Annotated in this window: 25 protein-coding genes; 17 read left to right on the top strand and 8 right to left on the bottom strand. The window is 34.9% G+C overall.

What is annotated here, in order from left to right:
- From hisC to QFA95_RS04095, 7 genes are all read left to right on the top strand, one after another.
- Positions 1-1,107 carry a histidinol-phosphate transaminase gene (gene hisC, locus QFA95_RS04125; RefSeq protein ID WP_486462273.1) on the top strand — a complete coding sequence of 369 codons (1,107 nt, stop codon included), beginning with the start codon at positions 1-3 and terminating at the stop codon, positions 1,105-1,107.
- Positions 1,104-2,120, top strand: a complete 1,017-nt coding sequence (aroF, locus tag QFA95_RS04120) for a 3-deoxy-7-phosphoheptulonate synthase (RefSeq protein ID WP_486462272.1) — start codon at positions 1,104-1,106, stop codon at positions 2,118-2,120. The genes hisC and aroF overlap by 4 nt, the downstream gene beginning before the upstream one ends.
- Before the next feature lie 100 nt (positions 2,121-2,220).
- On the top strand, positions 2,221-3,135 hold the full coding sequence (gene pqqB, locus QFA95_RS04115; protein ID WP_486462271.1) for a pyrroloquinoline quinone biosynthesis protein PqqB: 915 nt from the start codon (positions 2,221-2,223) through the stop codon (positions 3,133-3,135).
- Positions 3,136-3,155: 20 nt separating this feature from the next.
- On the top strand, positions 3,156-3,893 hold the full coding sequence (gene pqqC / locus QFA95_RS04110) for a pyrroloquinoline-quinone synthase PqqC (RefSeq protein WP_486462270.1): 738 nt from the start codon (positions 3,156-3,158) through the stop codon (positions 3,891-3,893).
- Between the two features lies 1 nt (position 3,894).
- Positions 3,895-4,176, top strand: a complete 282-nt coding sequence (pqqD, locus tag QFA95_RS04105; protein ID WP_486462269.1) for a pyrroloquinoline quinone biosynthesis peptide chaperone PqqD — start codon at positions 3,895-3,897, stop codon at positions 4,174-4,176.
- A gap of 2 nt (positions 4,177-4,178) precedes the next feature.
- On the top strand, positions 4,179-5,363 hold the full coding sequence (gene pqqE / locus QFA95_RS04100; protein ID WP_486462268.1) for a pyrroloquinoline quinone biosynthesis protein PqqE: 1,185 nt from the start codon (positions 4,179-4,181) through the stop codon (positions 5,361-5,363).
- 15 nt (positions 5,364-5,378) lie between these two features.
- Entirely contained in the window at positions 5,379-6,575 is a 1,197-nt protein-coding gene (locus QFA95_RS04095) for a multidrug effflux MFS transporter (protein ID WP_486462267.1), read from the top strand.
- Here the strand turns inward: QFA95_RS04095 and fdxA are convergent.
- From fdxA to QFA95_RS04060, 7 genes are read right to left on the bottom strand one after another with little or no spacing between them, the layout of a single operon-like run.
- Entirely contained in the window at positions 6,558-6,884 is a 327-nt protein-coding gene (fdxA, locus tag QFA95_RS04090; RefSeq protein ID WP_040872368.1) for a ferredoxin FdxA, read from the bottom strand. The two genes, QFA95_RS04095 and fdxA, sit on opposite strands and share 18 nt — an antisense overlap.
- 9 nt (positions 6,885-6,893) lie before the next feature.
- On the bottom strand, positions 6,894-8,177 hold the full coding sequence (locus QFA95_RS04085) for a sulfate adenylyltransferase subunit 1 (protein WP_486462266.1): 1,284 nt from the start codon (positions 8,175-8,177) through the stop codon (positions 6,894-6,896).
- Positions 8,177-9,079 (bottom strand): sulfate adenylyltransferase subunit CysD, encoded by a 903-nt coding sequence (gene cysD, locus QFA95_RS04080; RefSeq protein ID WP_486462265.1) that lies wholly within the window; start codon positions 9,077-9,079, stop codon positions 8,177-8,179. Before cysD ends, QFA95_RS04085 begins: the two co-directional genes overlap by 1 nt.
- Positions 9,080-9,088: 9 nt before the next feature.
- Positions 9,089-9,820, bottom strand: a complete 732-nt coding sequence (locus QFA95_RS04075; protein WP_486462264.1) for a phosphoadenylyl-sulfate reductase — start codon at positions 9,818-9,820, stop codon at positions 9,089-9,091.
- Positions 9,821-9,825: 5 nt separating this feature from the next.
- Positions 9,826-10,413: a DUF934 domain-containing protein gene (locus tag QFA95_RS04070; RefSeq protein WP_486462263.1), complete on the bottom strand. Its 588-nt coding sequence runs from the start codon at positions 10,411-10,413 to the stop codon at positions 9,826-9,828.
- A gap of 1 nt (position 10,414) precedes the next feature.
- Positions 10,415-12,064: a nitrite/sulfite reductase gene (locus tag QFA95_RS04065; RefSeq protein ID WP_486462262.1), complete on the bottom strand. Its 1,650-nt coding sequence runs from the start codon at positions 12,062-12,064 to the stop codon at positions 10,415-10,417.
- Positions 12,057-12,833: a sulfite exporter TauE/SafE family protein gene (locus tag QFA95_RS04060; protein WP_486462261.1), complete on the bottom strand. Its 777-nt coding sequence runs from the start codon at positions 12,831-12,833 to the stop codon at positions 12,057-12,059. Before QFA95_RS04060 ends, QFA95_RS04065 begins: the two co-directional genes overlap by 8 nt.
- Positions 12,834-12,922: 89 nt before the next feature.
- On the opposite strand from QFA95_RS04060, the gene QFA95_RS04055 reads away from it, so the two are divergent.
- The 10 genes from QFA95_RS04055 to rlmB all read left to right on the top strand — a co-directional run bounded on the left by QFA95_RS04055 (position 12,923) and on the right by rlmB (position 22,449).
- The gene (locus QFA95_RS04055) at positions 12,923-13,849 is read left to right on the top strand and encodes a CysB family HTH-type transcriptional regulator (protein WP_486462260.1); all 927 of its coding nucleotides are present in this window, start codon (positions 12,923-12,925) and stop codon (positions 13,847-13,849) included.
- Complete coding sequence (locus QFA95_RS04050) at positions 13,846-15,495, top strand: formate--tetrahydrofolate ligase (RefSeq protein WP_486462259.1); 1,650 nt, start codon at positions 13,846-13,848, stop codon at positions 15,493-15,495. The genes QFA95_RS04055 and QFA95_RS04050 overlap by 4 nt, the downstream gene beginning before the upstream one ends.
- Complete coding sequence (locus QFA95_RS04045; RefSeq protein ID WP_486462258.1) at positions 15,495-16,091, top strand: IMPACT family protein; 597 nt, start codon at positions 15,495-15,497, stop codon at positions 16,089-16,091. Before QFA95_RS04050 ends, QFA95_RS04045 begins: the two co-directional genes overlap by 1 nt.
- On the top strand, positions 16,084-17,388 hold the full coding sequence (locus tag QFA95_RS04040; protein ID WP_486462257.1) for a DNA recombination protein RmuC: 1,305 nt from the start codon (positions 16,084-16,086) through the stop codon (positions 17,386-17,388). The genes QFA95_RS04045 and QFA95_RS04040 overlap by 8 nt, the downstream gene beginning before the upstream one ends.
- The gene (moaD, locus tag QFA95_RS04035) at positions 17,381-17,626 is read left to right on the top strand and encodes a molybdopterin converting factor subunit 1 (protein ID WP_486462256.1); all 246 of its coding nucleotides are present in this window, start codon (positions 17,381-17,383) and stop codon (positions 17,624-17,626) included. The genes QFA95_RS04040 and moaD overlap by 8 nt, the downstream gene beginning before the upstream one ends.
- A gap of 3 nt (positions 17,627-17,629) precedes the next feature.
- Complete coding sequence (locus QFA95_RS04030; RefSeq protein WP_486462255.1) at positions 17,630-18,082, top strand: molybdenum cofactor biosynthesis protein MoaE; 453 nt, start codon at positions 17,630-17,632, stop codon at positions 18,080-18,082.
- Positions 18,083-18,179: 97 nt separating this feature from the next.
- Positions 18,180-19,043: a UTP--glucose-1-phosphate uridylyltransferase GalU gene (gene galU / locus QFA95_RS04025; protein WP_486462254.1), complete on the top strand. Its 864-nt coding sequence runs from the start codon at positions 18,180-18,182 to the stop codon at positions 19,041-19,043.
- Entirely contained in the window at positions 19,040-19,567 is a 528-nt protein-coding gene (locus QFA95_RS04020) for a phosphoribosyltransferase (protein ID WP_486462253.1), read from the top strand. Before galU ends, QFA95_RS04020 begins: the two co-directional genes overlap by 4 nt.
- Positions 19,551-21,722, top strand: a complete 2,172-nt coding sequence (rnr, locus tag QFA95_RS04015) for a ribonuclease R (protein ID WP_486462252.1) — start codon at positions 19,551-19,553, stop codon at positions 21,720-21,722. Before QFA95_RS04020 ends, rnr begins: the two co-directional genes overlap by 17 nt.
- Before the next feature lies 1 nt (position 21,723).
- Positions 21,724-22,449 (top strand): 23S rRNA (guanosine(2251)-2'-O)-methyltransferase RlmB, encoded by a 726-nt coding sequence (gene rlmB, locus QFA95_RS04010; protein WP_486462251.1) that lies wholly within the window; start codon positions 21,724-21,726, stop codon positions 22,447-22,449.
- Here rlmB and mqo read toward each other — a convergent pair.
- Positions 22,441-23,898 (bottom strand): malate dehydrogenase (quinone), encoded by a 1,458-nt coding sequence (mqo, locus tag QFA95_RS04005; RefSeq protein WP_486462250.1) that lies wholly within the window; start codon positions 23,896-23,898, stop codon positions 22,441-22,443. The two genes, rlmB and mqo, sit on opposite strands and share 9 nt — an antisense overlap.
- Positions 23,899-23,918: the final 20 nt, after the last annotated feature.

Genomic DNA, 23,918 nt, shown 5'->3' with positions numbered 1-23,918 from the left:
ATGACAATACAGTTTTTAAAAAATTTAGATAATATTGAACCGTACGTTGGTGGTATGCCAATTGAGGAGCTGTCCAGAAAAATTGGTATTCCAGAAGATAAAATTATTAAATTAGCTTCAAATGAAAATCCTTACGGCATCTCTCCTATTGTAAAAAAAGCTCTAGCTAAATTTAATGAGTATGAGCTATATCCTGATGGATCTGGTTATAGTTTAATTCATAAAATTTCAGAGCATTTCGAGCTTGAAAAAAATCAGATTGTAATTGGCAATGGATCAAATGATATTTTAGAGCTTGCTGCTCGTATAGTTCTAGATCAAGATTCAGAAGTAATTTTTTCTGAACATGCCTTTGCGGTCTATGGGTTGGTTACAAAAGCAATTGGAGCAAGTGAGGTGACTGTACCTGCTATTGATTACGCTCATAATCTTGATGGTTTTCTGAAAAAAATTACATCTAAAACAAAATTAATATTTGTGGCAAACCCCAATAACCCGACCGGGACCTTGATTGATAAGCCATTGCTGTTTAACTTCTTGAAAAAAGTACCAGATCATATTCTAGTTGTATTAGATGAAGCTTATGAAGAATATTTAGATGAAAATCAAAGATCAGATTCATTTAAATGGTTAAATCAATTTAATAATTTATTAATAAGTAGAAGTTTTTCTAAAGCATACGGGTTAGCCTCTCTTAGGGTTGGTTTTGGTGCTGCCTCAAAAGAAATCATTGCCAAGATTAATCAGATTAGGCAACCATTTAATGTTAATTCAGTTGCTCAATTGGCTGCTTTATTATCTCTATCCGATATTGAATTTGTTAAAGAAGGTGCAAGAAAAAATAGAGAACAAAAAAAATATTTAGAAAATAATTTTGATAACCTTGGTATCGATTACATTAAAAGCTATGGAAATTTTATAAGCTTTTCACTTAAGAGTGATTTAAATGCGCGTGGTTGTTATGATTATTTATTAAATAAAGGTATCATATTACGGCCTATCGCCAATTACGGCATGCCAGAATTCTTAAGAGTCAGCATAGGCACAGAAGATGAGAATAAAATGTTTATTAATTGTTTAACTGAATTTATGGGAAATATTAAATGATAATTGTGATGGATAAATCTGCCACCCAAGAGCAGATTGATAATGTTATCGATAAGATTAAAGACAAAGGTCTGGACGCATCTGTATCAAAAGGTATTGAGAAGACTGTTATCGGCGCTATCGGCGATGAACGTATTCTTGATCCAGAATTACTTGAGTCACTTCCTGGAGTTCAGCAAGCTTTACACATCGTAAAGCCATATAAAATTGTCGCCAGAGAATGGCACAATGAAGACACAATTGTAAATATCAATGGCCATCTTCTTGGAGGTGAAAACATACAAATTATATCTGGCCCTTGTTCTGTCGAAACACCGTCTCAAATGACAGCTGCTGCAAAAGCAGTGAAAGCTGCAGGTGTGCGTTTGATGAGGGGAGGAGCATTTAAGCCTAGAACAAGTCCTTACTCTTTTCAAGGAATAGGGTTTGAAGGTTTGGATATGTTTAAAGAAGCAGCCAGTGCTGAAGATCTTCCTATAGTAACTGAACTTCTAGATGTAAGACATTTGGACACCTTCCTTGAAAAAGGGGTTGATGTCATTCAAATTGGTACACGCAATATGCAAAATTTTGAGCTTTTAAAAGAGGTTGGAAAAGTACATGTACCTGTTATTTTAAAACGTGGATTGTCCGCAACTATATCTGAGTGGCTCATGGCGGCTGAATATATTGCCTCAGGAGGTAATCACAATATTATTTTCTGTGAGCGAGGTATCAGAACTTTTGAGACAGCCTATAGAAATGTAATGGATGTAACTGCAGTTCCTGTTTTGAAGCGTGAAACACATTTACCAGTCATTATTGATCCATCTCATGCTGGAGGAAAAGCATGGATGGTTCCATCGCTTGCTAGAGCAGCAATAGCTGCTGGAGCGGATGGGTTGTTGGTTGAAATGCATCCTACTCCCTGTGAGGCATGGTGTGATGCTGATCAAGCAATTGACCCAAGTGAGTTAAAAACATTGATGTCTGAATTAACCCAAATTGCATCCATATTAAATAGAAAAATCTAATTTGATCTCATGAATTCCATGAGTTTTTTTTGCATATTTATGCCTAAGTTTTAAATCAAATATACTTCATACTCATCACTTAATTTTTTAAGGGTATTTTATGCATATAAGAGTTCTAGGTTCTGGTGCTGGAGGAGGTTTTCCTCAGTGGAATTGTAATTGCGAAAATTGTAAAGGTTTAAGGCAGCACAACATAAAATCCTCCGCTCGAACGCAGTCATCGATTACTGTGAGCAGTAACGGAGAAGATTGGATTCTTTTTAATGCATCTCCAGATATCCGGGCTCAAATTGAGTCGTTCCCTCCGCTACAACCAGCAAGAAAAGTTAGAGATACCGGAATTGCTTCAATTATTATTTGTGATGGACAAATTGATCACACAACGGGATTATTAATTCTAAGAGAACATGATAAACCTTGGGATATATATTGTACAAAGTCTGTCCATGAGGATATGACCACTGGTTTTCCAATCTTTAATATTTTAGGTCACTTTAGGGGAGTTAATTGGCATGAAGTTAAGACTGATTTGAAGTCTTTTGAAATTCCTAAAGCCGATGATCTAGAATTTACTGCAGTCCCTCTGAAAAGTGAAGCACCACCATACTCACCACACAGACACAATACAGTTCCTGGAGATAATGTCGGTTATCGTGTTTTAGACAAAAAAACAGGAAAAAATCTATTCTATGCTCCAGGCCTTGGGGTGATTGAAGACCATGTATATGATTTTATGAAAAATGCTGATGTTATTCTTGTTGATGGAACTGTTTGGACAAATGATGAGATGTCCCGTTTTGGAATAAATGATAAATTAGCCAGTGAAATGGGTCATTTAGATCAATCAAGTAAAGGCGGAATCATTGATACCCTTACTTCGCTTGAAAAGCCAAGAAAGATATTGATTCATATTAACAACACCAACCCAATCCTTCGTGAGGACTCTCCTGAGAGACAAGTTTTGAATTCTCATGGGATAGAAGTGTCCTATGACGGTATGGATATAATAATCTAGATATAAAAGAAAGGTTTTGAATGGAAGCACCATGGAGCAGGGAAGAGTTCGAACAAAAACTTAGGACTAAGGGCCAGGGTTATCATATTTATCATCCATTTCACGTTGCTATGTATGAGGGTAAACTTAGCAAAGAGCAGTTACAAGCATGGGTATTAAACCGTTTTTATTATCAAATCAGCATTCCTCTTAAAGATGCCGCAATATTATCAAACTGCCCCGATGTTGAGGCTCGTAAACAATGGATAGTACGAATCACAGATCATGATGGAACAATGGAAAATGCTTATGGCGGTATAGAAGCCTGGGTCGAACTAGGTGGGGCTGTAGGTTTGTCTAGAGAAGACATAGTATCACTCAAGCATGTTTCTCCAGGTGTGAAATTTGCTGTTGATGCCTATGTTAACTTTTGTAAACAACGATCTTGGCAAGAATCGATGTGTTCTTCATTGACTGAGTTATTTGCACCTCATATCCATCAACAAAGGATTAGCTCATGGCCAGAAATGTACCCATGGATTGATGAGTCAGGATTAAAGTATTTCAAGAAAAGGTTAACGGAAGCAAGACGAGATGTTGAGCAAGGTTTAAATGTAACTTTGGATTATTTCAGCCAATCACGAGAAATGCAGGAGAAGGCTTTGGACATCCTCCAGTTTAAATTAAATATTTTATGGGTAATCGCAGATTCAATCATGCTCCAGTCATCTACAATCACCATGGATGGTAGAGAATATCTCAAACAACCGGTATATTGATATGACACAAAAAATTGATTTATCAGATATATATAAAATAGCACCACACCACAGATTTCAATGGGAAGAAGCACAAAATTGTTATGTCATCTTATTTCCAGAAGGCATGGTTAAACTAAATCCTAGTGCTGGAGAAATTTTAAATCTTGTTGACGGTATAAATAGTGTAGAAAATGTAGTAACTTTATTAAAAGAAAAGTTTAATGATGCTGGAGACATTGAAAAAGACATTATTTCAATGTTTGAATTTGCTCTTAACAAAGCTTGGATTTCTAAGGAATAATAATGACAACTCTCAACAATGGCGTTGAATCAAACATCACTCAAACACAACCATTATGGTTATTAGCTGAAATTACATATCGATGCCCACTCCACTGTGCATTTTGTTACAACCCAACAGATTATGCAGATCATACAACAAATGAGTTGAATACAGATGAGTGGATTAAAGTACTTAGAGACGCCAGAAAAATGGGTGCTTTACAGCTTGGAATTTCGGGTGGCGAACCTCTTTTAAGGGACGATATTGAGGATATCGTGACTGAGGCTAATCAGTTGGGATACTACTCTAATCTAATTACTTCTGGTGTTGGCTTAACAGAAAAGAGAATTGACGCCTTTAAGGCAGGCGGGTTAGACCATATTCAGTTATCGATGCACGACATTACCGAAGAGATTTCTAATTTTGTTACTGACACGAAAACCTTTAAATTAAAACAAAAAGTTGCAGCGATGATTAAAGACCGTGGCTATCCGATGGTCCTTAATGTTGTTATTCATCGCTATAACATCGGCCATATCAAGGAAATCTTAGAAATGGCTGAGAAGCTTGGTGCAGACTATGTAGAGTTAGCTAATACACAGTATTACGGCTGGTCGCTTATCAATAGAAATCAGTTAATGCCTACGAAAGAACAGATCGATGAGGCTGAAAAAATTACCAATGAGTTTAGAGAATATATTGGCAACAAGATGAAAATCTTTTTTGTTGTTCCTGATTACTATGCTGAAAGACCAAAAAAATGTATGAATGGTTGGGGTGAAGTATTTATGATTGTGACAGCCAACGGCGATGTGCTTCCATGTCACTCAGCTAGAGTTCTTCCTAACATTGACTTTCCAAATGTAAAAAATGATCAGCTCAATGAGATTTGGTATGATTCCTCAGCATTTAACAAGTATCGCGGGGATGATTGGATGAAAGAACCTTGCCGATCATGCTCTGAAAAAGAAAATGATTTAGGCGGCTGTCGATGCCAAGCATACTTACTTTCTGGCGATGCGGAGGGAGCGGATCCGATATGTACAAAATCACCTCATAGACATCTAATTGATCAAGCCCTTGAGGATTCAAAAAACGAAATACTTCAGGCGCAACCAATTATTTTTAGAACCGATAAAAATTCAAAAGAATTAATTCAAGGAGAGCATAAAGAAAGACTTAAAGATTTTAAAGCCATGCCATAAGCTTTATAATGAATCATGTTTTTCCTTAATCCAAGAATTCTTATTCTAGCTTCCTTAACTGCGTTAGCTCCGTTTGCAATTGACACTTATCTTCCGGCCTTCGAGGTTATGGAATATGACCTTGCAACAAATTCTAACTTTATCCAACAAACACTAACATTTTATTTAGTGCCTTATACCATCATGACGATTTTTCATGGAGCTATATCTGACTCGATTGGAAGAATTAAGACAATTAAATATGGTATGTCACTATTTATTCTTGGTTCAATTGGATGTGCGTTTGCAACTAGCATTGAGATGCTCTGGATCAGCAGATTAATTCAGGGAGTAGGCGCCGGGGCTGGTAATGTGGTGGCTCGGGCGATGGTAAGAGATCTTTACAGTGGTGCAACTGCACAAAAAGTAATGGCAACAATTCAAATTATTTTTGGTATTGCTCCTGCTATTGCACCAATGGTTGGTGGCTTATTGTTAGGAATAAGTTGGCAAGCTATTTTTATTTTTTTGATAATTTACTCAGTTTTAATAACTTTTTTTTCAGTCAACTTTCTGCCAGAAACAATTAGTAAGCAGAATCGACTCCCTTTTAATTTTGAATCGGTTTTAAATAGGTACAAAGATTTATTGAATGATAAAAATTATATTTTTTTAATCCTTGCTGTTTCATTCAATTTTTCTGCATTTTTCCTTTATGTATTATCAAGTCCAATTTTTTTGATTCAGCATTTAAATCTTAGCTCATCACAATTTGGATACTTATTTATTCCGACGGTGACTGGGATGATACTAGGATCTTTTATTTCAAAAAAAACAGCAGGTATCATTAGTCCAGCGAGAATGTTAAAAATAGCTTATTTGTGGATGTTATTAATTACTACTTTTAATTTGATCTTCTGTTTATTTTTCCCAAGTATTTTATTTGTTAATATTGGATTGATTGCTTTTTACAATATTGGTATGGCGGCTGCAATGCCTCTAATTTCAATAAAAGCATTAGATTGTTTCCCAAAGGCGAGGGGGACTGCCGCATCCGGTCAGGCTTTTAGTCAGATGTTGGTCTCATCATTTGTTGCAGGACTAGTAATACCAATCATATGGGGATCTTTAGCTACCTTGGCTATTGGTATGTTGGTACTATTCTTTTTAGGATTGCTAGCAATTACCAAAACTCAGGCGTGGAAGGATGAGGAATTACTCCTCGATGAGTAATTCCCTTTTACCTTCTTTTCCATTAAAAGAATCAGCGTCAGGAAGTGGATCTTTTCTTTCAGAGATAATCGGCCAAACCTTTGCTAATTTTGCATTTATTTCAATAAAATCAAGTTGATCTTCAGGTACGTCGTCCTCAGCAAAAATTGCTTCTGCTGGGCATTCTGCAACACATAAAGTGCAATCTATACACTCTTCCGGATCAATTGCTAGAAAGTTTGGACCTTCTACAAAACAATCAACAGGGCAAACATCTACACAATCTGTATATTTACACTGAATACAATTTTCTGTTACTACGTAAGTCATAATTTTCCTTTAATTAATATTGTTAATCATTCCAGCTGCAACTGTATGATTAGTGCTGTCATCGACGATTATAAATGAACCTGTTTTTCTGTTATCAAAATAATTATCGGACATAATAGGTTGAGCTAAATTAACCCTTATGTTGGCAATATCATTTGTCTCAATTTTTTCAGTCTCAATTGAGGATAAAGTATTAACGTCTATTTTATCAAATATTGATGATATTTTCGCCTTTGCGATTTTGCTCGTATGCATTATTTTATAAACTCTGCCCTGGTTTAATGGTTCTTCAGATAGCCAGCAGATGGTTGCATTAAAATCTTTAGTTATCGAAGGGGTATTTGTTAATTCGGTTAACATATCACCTCTTGATATATCGATTTCATCATTCAGCAAAATTGAAACAGATTGAGGTGAGATAGCTTCATTGATCAACTGATCTCCAATATAAATTGCTTTAATGGTTGATTCTTGGTTGCTAGGGAGAGATTTGATTTTGTCACCCACCTGAATTCTTCCTGATTCAACGCGCCCCATGAAACTTCTGAAATCATGCAATTCCTTGTTTTCTGAATCTCTTGGCCTACAAACATATTGAACAGGGTACCTAAACGTAAGATTGCTATTAGTTGATTGTGAATCTACATTTTCTAATATCTCCAGGAGTGTATCTCCTTGATACCAACTCATATTTTCTAGCCTTTCAACAACCATGTCTCCGTTGAGTGCTGACATGGGGATAAAGTTTATACTGAACTGATTATTTTTATTAACAGATATTCCATCAAATAAAGCTTTATACTCTTTCACTATAGAATTGAAAATTTCTTGATCATAATTGACGAGATCCATTTTGTTTACAGCAACGACAAATTGATTAATGCCTAAAAGTTTTGATAGATATGTATGTCTCTTGGTTTGAGTAAGAATACCTTTTCTAGCATCAATCAGAATAATTGCGGCCTGAGCTGTTGAGGCTGCCGTAACCATATTTCTTGTGTATTGCTCATGTCCTGGTGAATCAGCAATAATATATTTTCTTGCGGGTGTTGAAAAATAGCGATACGCAACATCGATGGTAATCCCTTGCTCACGCTCTGCTTGCAGGCCATCTGTCAGAAGGGATAGATCTACCGCACTCAAACCTCGTTTATGAGATGTCTTTTCAATTTGATTTAAAGTGTCAGATAAGATAGTTTTTGAGTCATACAGTAGTCGACCAATGAGCGTACTCTTTCCATCATCTACACTTCCACAGGTAATAAACCTTAATAAAGAATCTGTTTTATCCATTAAAAATATCCTTCTTTTTTTCTTTGCTCCATTGACGCTTCAGACATTTGGTCATCTAAACGAGTCGCACCTCTTTCTGAAATTCTTGTTTCAGCTGTTTCAATAATAATTTTTTGTACATCATCGGCATGACTCTCTACAGGGGCGGTACAAGTAATATCACCAACTGTCCTAAACCTCACCATTATATTTTCTACAATCTCACCATCTTTAGGAGGAGTGACGTCTGTTACAGGAACTATTGCACCATCACGTCGAATAATATCTCTTTTGTGAGCGAAATAGATAGAAGGAAGCTCTAATTGCTCTTTTTCAATATATTGCCATACATCCATTTCTGTCCAGTTTGAGATTGGAAATGCTCTAATATTTTCTCCTTTATGAGTCATGGCGTTGTAAAGATCCCAAAGTTCAGGCCTTTGGTTTTTTGGATCCCATTGTCCAAAACTATCTCGAAAACTCATGATCCTTTCTTTTGCTCGCGCCTTTTCTTCATCTCTTCTAGCGCCACCAATACAGCAGTCAAATTCAAATTCCTCAATAGCTTCCAGCAATGTGATGGATTGATACTTATTTCTAGGCTCTAATTCATAATTTAGCTTCACCGTACCTCTTGCCATCGAACCTTCAACTGATCTAACAATTAAGCGTTCATTCAGTTCTGTGACCTTTTTATCTCGAAAATCAATTACTTCCTGATAATTGTGACCCGTATCAATATGCATTAATGGAAATGGGAACTTTCCTGGCCTGAAAGCTTTCTCAGCGATTCTTAATAAACATAAAGAATCTTTTCCTCCAGAAAACAAGAGAACAGGGTTACTGCATTGTCCAGCAACCTCTCGCATAATATGGATGGCTTCTGCTTCAAGCCAGTCTAAATGAGATAATTCATTTTGCATTTATTTTCCTTATTTTTTATGTAGCCCACACTCTTTATTTTCTGGATTTTCCCACCACCACCTACCTGCACGGACATTCTCACCCATAGAAATTGCTCGTGTACAAGGCTCACATCCAATGCTTGGAAAAAAATGATCATGGAGTTTGTTGTATGGAATATCATTCATTTTGATACACGCCCACACTTCATCCTCAGTCCAATCGAGTAGGGGGCTGATTTTATCAAGATTAAAAGTTGAATCTTTATCAATTAATTTGATATCCGATCTAGTTATAGATTGCTCGGATCGAATTCCAGTGATCCATGCATCTTTGCCATTTAACGCTCTCTTTAATGGCTCAATTTTTCTCACTCGACAACATTCTTTCCTTGACTCCAAAGAATTATAAAAATCATTGATGCCATATTCAGAAACATAATTTTCAACATCATTTGATGATGGGTTATACACCTTAATTTGTGTTGAATAATTTTGATTTATTTCAGCGATAAGGTTATATGTTTCTTGGTGAAGCCTGCCGGTATCTAAAGTGAATATCTCAATTGGGCTATTAATTTTATTAAGAACATGGGTAATTACCATATCTTCTGCGCCCATACTTGTTGCAAATGTAATTGCCTTATATTGATTTGGAAGTTCATTCATTAATTGCAAGAGTGATTTTTCTTTTTCAGTTACGACAGTACGAAGAGATTCAGTGACACTAATTGTCTCAATCTTTATTGGAGCCTTATTCATATCGATTATCTTTCACCCCATAATGGCTTTTGACTAAGTGCGCCTTGGTAGCTGTATGAAAAATCTTCCAGACCAAGCAAAGCTTTTTTTGCATCGTAGCCTTCTTTTATCAGGAAACTATCAAACCCTGATCGAGCCAAATAAAATAATTGATCTTTGAAGACGTCGCCAAGGGCGCGGAGGTCATTCTTGTAGGATAATTTTCTGCGAATTAGATTACCTAGAGAATAAATTCTGCCGTCTGCAAATTTTTCAACATACACCCCAACTACTGGAAAACTATTAATATCCTCTTTCAGGTGACTGAATAGATCTAATTCGTCGTGCGAGTATATCCAGATACCATATTCCTTATATTTCTTTTTAATTTTATCGGTTTGTAATAAATAAAGACGCAAAGGAACGATCACTTTTTCAGCTTCTGGAAGTATCACATTATTTAATGTGGCATCACTCGGAAAACATTCTCCTGTTAACTTAAATTGAACGACCTTACCAGCTTGTTTTTTTACCTCTTCATTACTGGTGTCAGGAACTATCCAAAACCAATCATTTAGCACTAATTCTTTATTTTTTATTAATTGTGTATCCATATTAATTTTTATAAATTGCTTCTTTAAAAGGATCTAAGCCTATGCGGTTATAACAGTCTATAAATTCTTCTTCTTCCGTGTCTCTCTGCGCAATATAGATATTTAAAATTTCTTTAATCACAGCTGGTACTTCATCTGCAGAAAATGATGGCCCTATGACTTTTCCCAATGAGGCATTGACACCTTGCTGACCACCAAGTGTGATTTGATACCACTCCGAACCGTCTTTATCAACTCCTAAAATACCAATGTTTCCAACATGATGATGCCCACATGCATTCATACAACCAGATATATTTAACGAAATAGTTCCAATATCAAATAAAAAGTCATAATTATCAAAGAGGTTATCAATACTTTTTGCAATGGGAATGCTTTTGGCATTAGCGAGACTACAGAAATCACCACCAGGACAGCATATGATATCAGTGATTAATCCAATATTTGCTTCTCCTAGGTTATTCTCACGAAGCACAGAGTAGACATCAAATAAATCTTTTTCTTTTACATCAGCTAGAACTAAATTTTGCTCATGAGTGGATCGAATTTCTCCAAATGAATATTGGTCTGCCAGATCAGCAACAACTCGCATTTCGCTTGATTGTATGTCACCTGGCGCTGTTTGTTTTTTCCCTTTAAGAGAAATAGTAACGGATCGATACCCGATTTTTATGTGATCTCTTGTATTTCTTTTTATCCATTTTAAAAAATTCTGATCCTCGCTATATTGACCTTCCAAATTAATTGATTCAAGCATCTCATAATCAGGACTTGTAAAAAATTGTTTGACGCGACTAATTTCTTTATCGTTTAAATGGTTGGATGAATCTTTTCCATCATTCCAATCATCCTCGACTTGTTTTTTGAATGATTCAACTCCGAGAGCTTTAACAAGAATTTTAATTCTTGCTTTATACATGTTATCGCGACGGCCATATAGGTTGTAAATTCTTATAATAGACTCGCAGTAAGATAGTAAATGTTCAATTGGTAATTTTTCTTTTAAAAGTTGTCCAATAACTGGAGTTCTGCCAAGCCCACCTCCAACAAAAACATTGACGAATAAATCATCATCTTCTTTGACTAATTCCAAACCAATATCGTGTGTTTTGACCAGAGCACGATCTTGTTTTGATCCACTGATTGAGATTTTAAATTTTCGAGGCAACAAGGCAAATTCAGGATGAAAGGTACTCCATTGCCTTAAAATTTCGGCTATATATCTAGTATCTATAATCTCATCTGGCGTGACTCCAGCATAAGGATCTGTAGTGATATTTCTAATACAATTTCCTGAGGTTTGTATGGCATGCATTTCTACATCAGCTAATTTACGTAAAATTTTTGGCGTTTCTTCTAGCTTAGGCCAATTAAATTGGATATTCTGCCTGGTACTAAAATGCCCATATCCTCGATCAAATTCGTCAGCAATATCTGCCAATGCTCTTAATTGGTTTGAGGATAAAAGTCCATAAGGAATGGCCACTCTCAACATAGGTGCATGACGCTGAATATAAAGACCATTTTGAAGTCGAAGAGGTCTAAATTCTTCATCAGTTAATTCTTTATTAAAGTAACGGTTGAGTTGATCTTCATACTGATCAACTCTTTGATTGACTATTTTTCTATCATAATGATCATATTTATACATAGACGTGATTACCTAATAGTTTTAATGCAATTCCAAATAAAATAATAATGAGCAATAACCTGATCCATTCATCGTTTGCTTTGGCATTCAGCTTGGCTCCCAACCAAACCCCTGGGATTGACCCAGCAAGAAGAACTACTAACAGCTCAAAGTCTACTGTACCAATGGACGCATGACCAATACCACTAATTAATGTTAGTGGAACTGCATGAGCTATATCAGTGCCAATAATTTTTTTTATTGGTAGCTTCGGATATAAAATGAGAAGCATGGTCACTCCAATAGCTCCGGCTCCAACAGAAGTCAGTGTGACAATAAAGCCTAATATTATACCCAAGATAATAGTGATGATTTTTCGTTTTTTTTCGTTTAAAGAAGGTCTTTTTAATGACTTATTAATAATGAGAGGTTGAAAAAAAATTGCAACAGAGGTCACGATTAATGCTAATCCTAAGAAGATTTCTATAAAGCTTGTCATATTACCTTCTTGAACGAGATTAAAACTTAAGAAGATGCTCGTTAATATTGCGGCCGGCACACTCCCTAACATTAAATTTGTCACAATAGGCCATTCAACATGGCCAAGTTTTTGATGTTTAAATATACCTACAGATTTTGTTATTGATGCATACAGTAGATCAGTACCAACAGCAATTGCAGCAGGTACTTTGAAGAAGAGCATGAGAAGTGGTGTCATTAAAGAGCCGCCACCAACCCCAGTTAGCCCAATGAGTAAACCAATTAAAAAGCCAGATAAAGTGAAAAGCATAAAAAAATTATTAAAAAACAGCTTGAACTATAACAGATTTTATATATAAAATAATAATATAAAAAACTACTTATATAAAAAAAAGTTATATGAAATTACAACAACTTAGATGTGTTTATGAAATCGTTAATTGTAATTTTAACGTTTCCAATGCGGCTGAAAATCTTCACACCTCACAACCAGGAGTGAGTAAACAAATTCAACTTCTTGAAGATGAGATTAAAGTAAAGATTTTCGTCAGAAACGGTAAAAGGTTGGTGGGTCTTTCTGAACCAGGTCATTATGTTTATGAGGCTATCGGTGATATTTTAAAAAAGGTAAAAAATATTAGGCATATTTCAGACAATTACGCTTCATCGGAAAATGGTGTATTCACTATTGCAACGACGCACACACAGGCAAGATATAAATTGCCTAAGGTCGTAGAGTGGTTTATAAAACAATATCCGAACATTAAATTAAATATTCATCAAGGAAATCCAGACCAAGTAACCGAGCAGGTTGAAAAAGGAGAGGCAGATATCGGCATAGCCACTGAATCAATTGGTTTGAATGGCAAAATTTTTACTATTCCCTGTTATCAATGGAATCGGATCTTAGTCGCCCCAGTGAATCATCCTTTGAATCAGTTAAGCAATGCTATTACATTGAATGATTTATCTCGCTATCCCATTATTACTTATGATTATGCTTTTACTGGCAGTACTAGTGTATCAAAAGCATTTAAGCAGGCGCAGTTATCACCTAATATAGTCCTCACAGCAATTGATGCGGATGTTATTAAAACATATGTTAATCTCAATTTAGGGATTGGATTAGTTGCTGAAATGGCATACGATAAGAACAAGGATATTGACTTAAGAGCAATTGATTTAAGTCATTTATTTGAACCTAGCACAACACTATTGGGATTAAGAAAAGATCTTTTTATAAGAAGCTTTGTTTTTGATTTTATTCAACGATTTTCTGGATTAAAGTCAGATGATCTCAAACAAAAGTTGGAGGATAGAGTATGAAATCAGATTTGCAAATATCTCAGGCCAAAAAGTTAAGAGATATCATAACCATAGCTAAGAAAATAAATTTAAAATCAACTAATTTAACCACTTTTGGCAAACATATTGCCAAAATTAACTCCATTCCAAGTCGTAAAAAAAATGGAAAAATTATTCTGGTCACTGCAATGAGTCCAACGCCGGCTGGTGAAGGTAAAACTACGACAACAGTGGGATTAACAGATGCTCTTCGAAAAATAGGAAAAAAATCAATTGCATGTCTGAGGGAGCCTTCTCTTGGCCCTGTTTTTGGTATGAAGGGTGGCGCAACTGGTGGCGGATATTCACAAGCCTTACCAATGGAGGAAATTAACCTTCATTTTACTGGTGATTTTCATGCCATCACTTCTGCAAATAATCTACTTGTGGCAATGATTGATAATCATATCTTTCATGGTAATAAATTAAATATTGATATAAACAAAATTCAAATCAGGCGATGTTTGGATATGAATGACCGTTCTCTTAGAACTATTCATCAAGATGGTCTTCGCTATGAGCGAGACTCAAAGTTTGATATTACTGTGGCATCCGAGGTGATGGCAATATTTTGTTTAGCCAGAGACATGGATGACTTGAAACTTCGTCTAGGTAAAATTTTGATAGCTTTTAGTAAAGATCGTAAACCGATTTATGCAAGACAAATCAAAGCTCATGGAGCTATGACTGCACTTTTAAAAGATGCTTTTAAGCCTAACTTAGTACAAACAATTTATGAGACTCCTGTGATTATCCATGGCGGACCTTTTGCGAACATTGCTCATGGTTGTAATAGCGTGATGGCAACACGAACAGGCCTGAAGTTAGCTGATTTTGTTGTGACCGAGGCAGGCTTCGGAGCTGATCTTGGCGCAGAAAAATTTATGGATATTAAGTCCCGAACATTGGGAGCTACTCCTGACGCGGTGGTAATTGTAGCAACAATACGAGCTTTAAAATATCACGGAGGTATTTTAAAAGATAAATTAAATAAAGAAAATCTAGATGCCCTTAGAAGGGGGTTTGAGAATTTGCAACGCCATATTCAAAATTGTTTGAATCAATTTGGTATGAATGTAGTTGTTGCTGTCAATAGATTTAAATTTGATTCTGATCAGGAAATATCATTGCTGAGACAGCTAATCGAATCAGAAAATGTCAGTATGCATTTGTGTGAGCACTGGGAAAAGGGTGCAATAGGAGCGACTCATTTGGCCAAAGATATTGTAAAGTTATGTCAGAAGCAAAACAAAGCACATGCCTTGTATGGACTGAATCAACCTATACTATCTAAGATTGAGACGATTGCTAAAAATATCTATAAGGCAAAAGCAATAAAATTATCAGCTTTGGCAAGAAAAAAATTAAAGGAATTTGAGAGGTTGGGTGGAGTAAAAAGAATGCCTGTTTGTATTGCTAAAACACCTTATTCTTTTTCATCTGACCCAGCGCAACTTGGTGCAACAGTGAACCATATTTTGGAAATCAAAGATTTTGATTTAAAAAATGGAGCTGGCTTTATTGTAGTTATTTGTGGTCCAATTATGACAATGCCGGGACTACCAGTTAAACCAGCGGCAGAGACAATTGATGTAAATTCCAAAGGTATTTTAAAAGGGTTATTTTAGTGCTTGTTGTTGAAAAGGAAACAGAATTCAAAGAATTAGTTGTTAATAAATCAAAATTTATTAGCCAAACCACACCTTGTGATAGTTTATCTTTACTTAAGCAAAAATTAACTCATTTATGGAAAGAGCCCTTTAATAACGCCAGTCATATTGTTTATGCTCTGAGAACAAAGAATGACAATGATGGCATTGACGCTTATTTTTCAGATGATGGAGAGCCATCGGGGACTGCAGGTAAGCCTTTATTAAATATATTAGAGGGGAGGAGTATGATCAATACTGCAGTTCTGGTTATTCGTTACTATGGCGGGATAAATTTAGGCACTGGAGGGTTAGTAAAGGCGTATAGTGAGGCAGCACAAATGTCACTTGAAGCGGCAAAATTTATTAAATACATGGAATATAATTTTTTTAAAATTATATTAAAATACAATATATTAGATCAATTTATTAAATTAGTTTCTAATATTAGAGGCGAGGTAGTTGAAAAGAAGTTTGATGATAATGTGACTCTTCATCTTAAGTTGCCTAAAGGACAAGAATTGCACCTTGAATCTTTTTTGAAAGCCAATCAATTGGATATGATTCATGTTTGAATATCTTAGTCTAGGCGGCTTGCTTATAGTTATTATTGGAGTTGTGTTGGTCCTATTTAAGCAGCGACCAAACAGCAATGATATTAGCTCAGAATTAAATGATCATCACCGCAAAATACTCCAAGACTTTAATGATTCTTTAAACAAAACTACAGATCGTTTTAATAAACTTGTGAGTGAAGAATTTAAATATAATCGAGATGTGTTAGAAAATTTAAAAGTTAGTCAGCAAGAGATTATTAATCAATTAAAAGCTGAAGTAGTTGAGAAACTTAATCAAGCTTTACAGAACCAAGGTAGGATTCAGCAAGAATCTATTCAATCCTCTCTTAAAAATACAACATTGCAGCTTCTGGCCTCAATTGAGTCTTTGACTAAATCTGTCGATACTCGTCTTGAGGAAATAACTGGCAAAGTACATGAAAGACTTGAAGAAGGATTTAAAAAGACGAATGAGACTTTTTTAAGCGTAATGGAAAGGTTGGCTACAATCGACGAGGCTCAAAAGAAAATTGATGGTTTAACCACAAATGTTGTCAGTTTGCAGGAGTTGTTGGGAGATAAAAGATCTCGAGGAGCATATGGAGAATTGCAACTTGAGAGTTTAGTTAAAAACATATTGCCCCCCGATTCTTTTTCATTTCAACATTCTTTTAAGAATGGGAGCCGTGCAGATTGTGTCTTATTTCTCCCAGAACCAACAGGCACAGTTGCAGTTGACTCAAAATTTCCTATGGAAAATTATCAAAGAATGTTTGATAGCTCTTTGAGTGAGCCTGAAAAAATAAAAGCTGAAAAACAATTTAAGCTAGATGTTCGTAAACATATCACTGATATTGCTGCTAAATATATTATTCCTGATGAAACTTCAGATGGGGCGGTTATGTTTGTTCCGGCAGAAGCGGTATTCGCTGAAATTCATGCTTATCACCCAGAGCTTATACAAGCCTCTATGAATCATAAGGTGTGGGTTGTGTCACCTACGACCCTGATGGCCGTTTTAAATACGGCTAGAGCGGTATTAAAAGATGTTGAAACAAGAAAGCAGGTTCACATCATCAAGGCAGAATTAGGGAAGCTTGGCAAAGAATTTGAAAGATTTGATCAGAGAATGAAAAAATTAGCTGATAACATTAGAATGGCTCATGAAAATGCCCAAGATGTTCACATCACATCTCAAAAAATATCGCGACGTTTTTCTCAAATTGAAAAAGTTGAATTACAGGATGATCCGAATGAATTATTAGAGTTTGAGGACTCTTTAATAGAAAAGAGTGAGCAAAAAGAAGATGATTAAGGTGCTATTTTTTGCAAAACTTCGTGAGGAATTAAGAATCAATGAATTAGATATTGAATATAAAGCTGAAGTTGCTTCAATTAGAGATCTAATAAGCTGTCTTCGACAAGAATACCAGCAAATTGACAATGTCAAGAATATCAAGGCCGCTGTTAACCAAGAATTAGTGCTAGACTGGGATTTAAGTCTTAACGATGGTGATGAGGTTGCTTTTTTCCCCCCGATTACTGGAGGTTGAGCCATGGTAAGGATTCAGGAAGAAGGTTTTGATATCCAATCAGAAGTTAAGAAAATTAAGCCCTCTGATGAAAGTGATATTGGGGCACTAGTAACCTTTGTTGGTTATGTGCGTGATTTTAAAGATAATAAATCTGATACACTGACTTCAATGGAAATTGAGTTTTACCCTGGCATGACTGAAAAAGCTTTGATAGAGATTGAAGAAAAGGCAAGAAGAGCATGGGATGTTTTTGATGTAAATATAATTCACCGTTTTGGGAAATTAAACTTAAATGATGAAATTGTATTAGTTGCAGTAACTTCTGCACATCGAACAGAAGCATTTAGGGCATGTGAATTTATAATAGATTTTTTAAAAACTGACGCACCATTCTGGAAAAAAGAAATCGGGTTAAAGTCAGAATCCTGGGTGGATGTAAATAAAAAAGATTATGAAAAAGTAAATAAATGGTAATAAATACAATTATTTATTAATTATTTTTAATGTAAATTATTTATAATAATAACGAATCCTTTTTATAATATAAAGTTCATTTAATAAAGTTTTAAATATGAAAAAATTAAGAAAAATTATTTTTCCAGTTGCGGGACTCGGTTCTCGTTTTTTGCCAGCAACAAAAGCAACACCAAAGGAAATGCTACCAATTGTAGATAAGCCTTTAATACAATATGCGGTTGAGGAAGCCATTGAGGCTGGCTTTAAAGATCTTATTTTTATTACTGGTAAATCTAAAAGAGCCATTACAGATCATTTTGATTCTACTCTTGAAAGATTTTCTAATGTAGATGAAAAAAAAGCAAAATTAATGGATGAAATGAACCAGATTGTTCCGAAAGATGTATCCTGTATTTATATTAGACAAGGTGAACCGCTCGGATTGGGGCATGCAATTTTGCAAGCCAAGCCGGTTGTTGGTGAAGAGCCATTTGCGGTATCCCTAGCAGATGACCTGATCGATGCGCAACCTGGCGTATTAATGCAATTAGTTGAGCAGTATAATGAGCAGCAAAAGTCCGTGATTGCAGTTCAAAATGTAGACAAATCGGAATCCAATAAATATGGCATGATTGACTCAAATAATTTTGATTCAGATCTGGTGAAGCTTAGTAACATCATTGAGAAACCTGATCCAGAATTTGCACCCTCGAACCTTGGGGTTGTCGGTCGTTACATTTTTTCGAATACACTGATGTCATTTTTAGAAAAAACCTCCTTTGGCGCTGGTAACGAAATTCAATTAACTGATGGCATCAAATTAATGTTAAAACAAGAAGAGGTGTTTGCTTATTCATTTAAGGGTAAACGATATGACTGTGGCTCAAAGTTAGGGTATTTGATGGCAAATATTGATTATGGAATTAAAAATAGTGAATTTGGTAAAGAATTAAAAGACTATATAAGAGAAATTAAATGATTTCTCCAACACCAGACCGATGTCTTTACTCTTATAAAGATATCATCGCTTCAATTTCCAACTTAGCTAATCAGATCAATTCTAAATTTCATAACAAGGAGATAGTTTTTGCTCCTGTAATGACTGGATCTCTTGTTTTTGCAGGGCATTTATTGCCACTGTTAAATCACAAAGCTCTACATATTAATTACTTACACTATTCAAGATATATAGACAACAATGGTATAGAAAATGGCCATTGGATCTATAAACCCTCTAGGGATGAAGTATTGAACAAGCATGTATTGCTGATTGACGATATACTCGATGAAGGAAAAACTCTTTTTGAATGTGTTTCAACTTTAAAAAAACTGGGAGCTAAAACAGTTACTTCTTGTGTTTTGTTCTATAAACCAAATACAAAAGCAAAAATTGACGCAGATTTTAAAGGGTTAGAGGTACCAAATCTTTATGTCTATGGGTTTGGCTTAGATAATAAAGGAATTGAAAGAAATCACGTGAATTTATATGCGCAAACCAGCTAAAACAAAATCGAATAAAATAGCAAAAGATCCTTTTTTTAAAAGAGAGTCTCAAAAATACTCACATCCCATTCCTAGCCGAGAATTTATTCTTGATATTATGGATAAATATGGCACACCAATTAAAAAAAATGAGCTTATTAAGCTATTACATATAAAAAAATCTGAAGAAGAAGCATTAACTCATCGTTTAAAAGCTATGAGAAGAGATGGTCAGATTTTAAAAAATCGAAAAGATGTATTTTGTATTGCCGAAAAACTGAATTGTATTTCTGGAAAAGTCCAAGGCCATCAAGATGGCTATGGTTTTTTGATACCAGACGAACCAGATCATGATGATATTTTTTTAAACCAAAAAGAAATGGGTAAAGTTTTTCATAACGACCGAGTGATGGTGCAAATTTCTGGTTTAAATCGAAAGGGTAAAGCGGAAGGAACTATCGTTGAAGTCTTAGAAAGATTTAATAAGGTTTTGGTTGGTCGCGTAGTTCAGTCTTATGGCGTCACCATTGTTGCTGCTGAGGATAAGAGAATTCATCAAGATATTATTATTCCATATGGCAAAGACATGGATGCAGTCCCAGGCGATATAGTCGAAGTAGAAATTACTACTCAGCCAGCCATGAATATTAAGCCTATGGGTCAGATTATTGAGATTATTGGAAAGTTGGATGATAGTGGTATCGAAATTGAAATTGCCTTAAGAAAGCATAACCTTCCCTTTAGATTTGATAAAAAAATTGAAAAAGAGTTAGAGAAAATTTCTGAAATCAATGAATCTGATTTGGAAGATCGAGTTGATCTGAGAGATAAATTCTTTGTAACCATTGATGGTGAAACAGCCAAAGATTTCGATGATGCCGTGTATGCTGAAAATCATAAAGAACACTTTAAGTTGTTAGTTGGTATTGCGGATGTCAGTTATTATGTCAAAGAGGGAACAGCTTTAGATAAGGAAGCATTTGATAGAGGAAATTCGGTTTATTTTCCTCGAAGAGTCATTCCTATGCTTCCAGAAAAGCTTTCTAATGGATTATGCTCGCTTAATCCAAATGTTGACCGATTGGTCATGATTGCAGATATGGTTATTTCAAAAACAGGAGAGGTTCAATCCCATAAATTTTACCCTGCGGTTATTAATTCAAAACATCGCTTGACCTATACCTTGGTTGATCAATTAATTTTTCAAAGAAAGAATCAAAAAGAGCATCCAAAAGAATTAATTGATTTCCTTGATATTTTAAAGTCAGTTTATCAGACTCTAAGTGAAGCCAGAAATAAAAGACATGCAATTGAGTTCGACCGAATAGAGACTCAAATCTTATTTGATGAGGGTGGAAAAATTAAGGATATTGTCCCTTTGGCACGAAATGAAGCACATCGATTAATAGAAGAATGCATGCTTGCTGCTAATGTCAGTGCAGCTGATTATTTATTATCAAAAAAAATTGGACTGTTTAGGAATCATGAAAAACCAAAGGAAGAAAAACTTGAAATTCTTAAATCTGTTTTATCAGATTTCAAAGTACATATGGAGGGTGGTTTAAGTCCGGATGTAAAGGATTATGAGGAACTAATCAATAAAATTAAAAATAAAGAAAATTTCCAAATGCTGCAAACTATGATTTTAAGGTCTATGCAACAGGCTAATTATGGCGCAGAAAACAAGGGGCATTTTGGTCTGGCGTATGAGAAATATACGCACTTTACTTCACCAATTAGAAGATACCCAGACCTAGTTGTGCATCGTTTGATTAAATCTTTTTTAAATAAAAAGAAACTTAAAGCGGAAAATCTAGAATCTATTGGAAATCATTGTTCATCCACTGAGAGAAGGGCGGATGAAGCAACCCGAGATGTAGAAAACTGGTTGAAATGTTTTTATATGAAAGACAGGGTTGGTGAGAAATTTGATGTTGTTATTTCTAGCGTGACAAATTTTGGAATTTTTGTTGAAATTCCACGATTGCATATTGAAGGTTTAGTTCATGTAACAGAGCTCGGAAATGATTATTTTGTTTTCAATAAAGAGAAACAGATGCTTGAAGGGGAAAAAACAAAGAAAAAATTTAGACTGGGGGATGAGTTAATAGTTAAACTTATTCGAGTAGATTTAGAACTTGGAAAAATTGATTTTACTTATTTAAAGAATAAATAGAATGTCTAATTTAATTTATGGGATGCATTCAGTTGATGGGGCCGTTAGAGGTAATCATGTGGATCAACTATATGTTTGTAAAGATCGTAATTCAGAAAAAGTGATGCGGGTCATTGAAGCTGCCCAAAAAAATAAAATCCCAGTTAGCTTTATGGATGCTCAATGGTTTAAAAACAACTTTAATGACAATAACCATCAATTTATTGCCGCATCGAGTAAAAATGATTCTTTATCAAAACTGAGTCTTGAAGATTTTTTAGCTAATACTATCAAGCAACATTTCTTTTTGATCCTCGATGAAGTTCAAGATCCACATAATCTAGGTGCTTGTTTTAGAATTGCTAGCGCTTTTAATCTCAGTGGGATAATTGTTCCAAAAAATAATTCTGTTGGGATCACCCCCGTGGTTTCAAAAGTCGCAAGCGGAGCTGTTAATCATATTCCCTTTTTTTCAGTGACAAATTTATCAAGAACCATTGATTTATTAAAAGAGCATGACTTTTTTATTTATGCTGCTGATGGCTATTCCGAGTTATCAATTTACGATCAAAGTTTCTCAGGAAATATTGCCTTAGTGATGGGTTCTGAAGGAAAGGGAATAAGAAGACTGACCAAAGATAAATGTGACTTAACATTCTCAATCCCAATGACAGGTTCTATTGAAAGCCTTAATGTGTCTGTTGCAACCGGTATTTGTGTTGCTGAGATTAGAAGAAAGCTACAATAGTTTAAGAATTTTTCTGTAGGAATTCCTCACTTTTTGAAGCATCTCTGGATTGTCATTTAATTTAATTCCATAACTTGGAAAAATTTTCTTTAGTTTTTTTGTATATTCCTGATTTTGATTTAAAAAACATTTTTCAACAATTTCAAGCATTGAGGCTGCTGATACTGATGCTCCTGGTGATGCGCCCAAAAGGGCAGCTAGTGTTTTTTTGTGATCGTAAATAATCTCTGTTCCAAATTCCAATTTACCAAACAAACCGTCTGAGGGTTTTATGATCTGTACTCTTTGGCCAGCAGATATCAATTTCCAATCAGATGACTTTGCCTCAGGATAAAATTTTCTTAAATGTTTCATTCGATTTTTATGATTTTGTAAGGCTTGTTTTATTAAGTAGGTAAGGAGATTTAAATTTTTAATACCAACAGTTAAGATTTCTTTTAAGTTTGATATTTTAATTGAGCTGGGAAAATCTAAAAAAGATCCTGATTTTAAAAACTTAAACGTGAAACCAGCGAATGGTCCAAATAGTAATGATTGTTTTCCATTGATGTTGCGAATATCTAGGTGAGGAACTGACATAGGAGGTGATCCCGTTTCAGCTTGACTGTAAACCTTACCCTTATGTTGTTGTATTATATTTTTATTATCACATACTAACCACTTACCACTGATTGGAAAACCACCATACCCTCTCGCTTGGGGAAGCCTGAGATTTTGAAGAATTTTAATAGAATTTCCACCCGCGCCTAAAAAAATAAATTTTGCATGTATCTGACCTAGTTGAGTTTGAAAATGGTAACAGTTGTTTATTTTTTTGATTTTGGATATGTGTTCATTGGTATGTATCTTAAAATATGCATTCTTCTGTAATCTTTTTATTAAGATAGATGTTAGCTGACCAAAATTAACATCCGTGCCGAATTCATAATTTGTGAGAGCGATATTATCATCATTTATACGTCCTTTAATAAGGAGCGGAAAAATCGATTTAATTTTTTGTGCTTCTTTAGTAAAAGTCATACCCTTAAAAAGTGGTTGTTTACTGATTAGCTTAAATCTTTTTTCTAAAAATTTTGTATTGACTTTATCCCATACAAAACTGGCATGCGATGATTTGGTAATAAAGGATTCTGGAAGAATATTCTTATCATTTTTAACAACATAAGCCCACAATTGCAAGGATAGTTCATACATTTCGCATACTGAAAGCGCTTTATTAATATTAATATTATTATTTTTTTCAGGCGTGTAATTTAATTCACAATTTCCTGCATGACCTGTGCCAGCATTATTAAGAGCAGCAGAACTTTCTTCACCGCAAGAGGGTAATTTTTCAAAGAGATGAATTTTTAATTTTGGATCAATTTCATGCAGGATTGTTGCCAAAGTGGCACTCATTATCCCGCCACCAACTAGGGCGATATCAATTTCATTTACAATTTTTTGCATCGGGTTATTATATGTAATTA

It is taken from the genome of Candidatus Methylolitoribacter marinus (assembly GCF_051853155.1).
Taxonomy (GTDB): Bacteria; Pseudomonadota; Gammaproteobacteria; order Burkholderiales; family Methylophilaceae; genus BACL14.
This window is presented reverse-complemented; position numbering and strand designations above follow the sequence as displayed.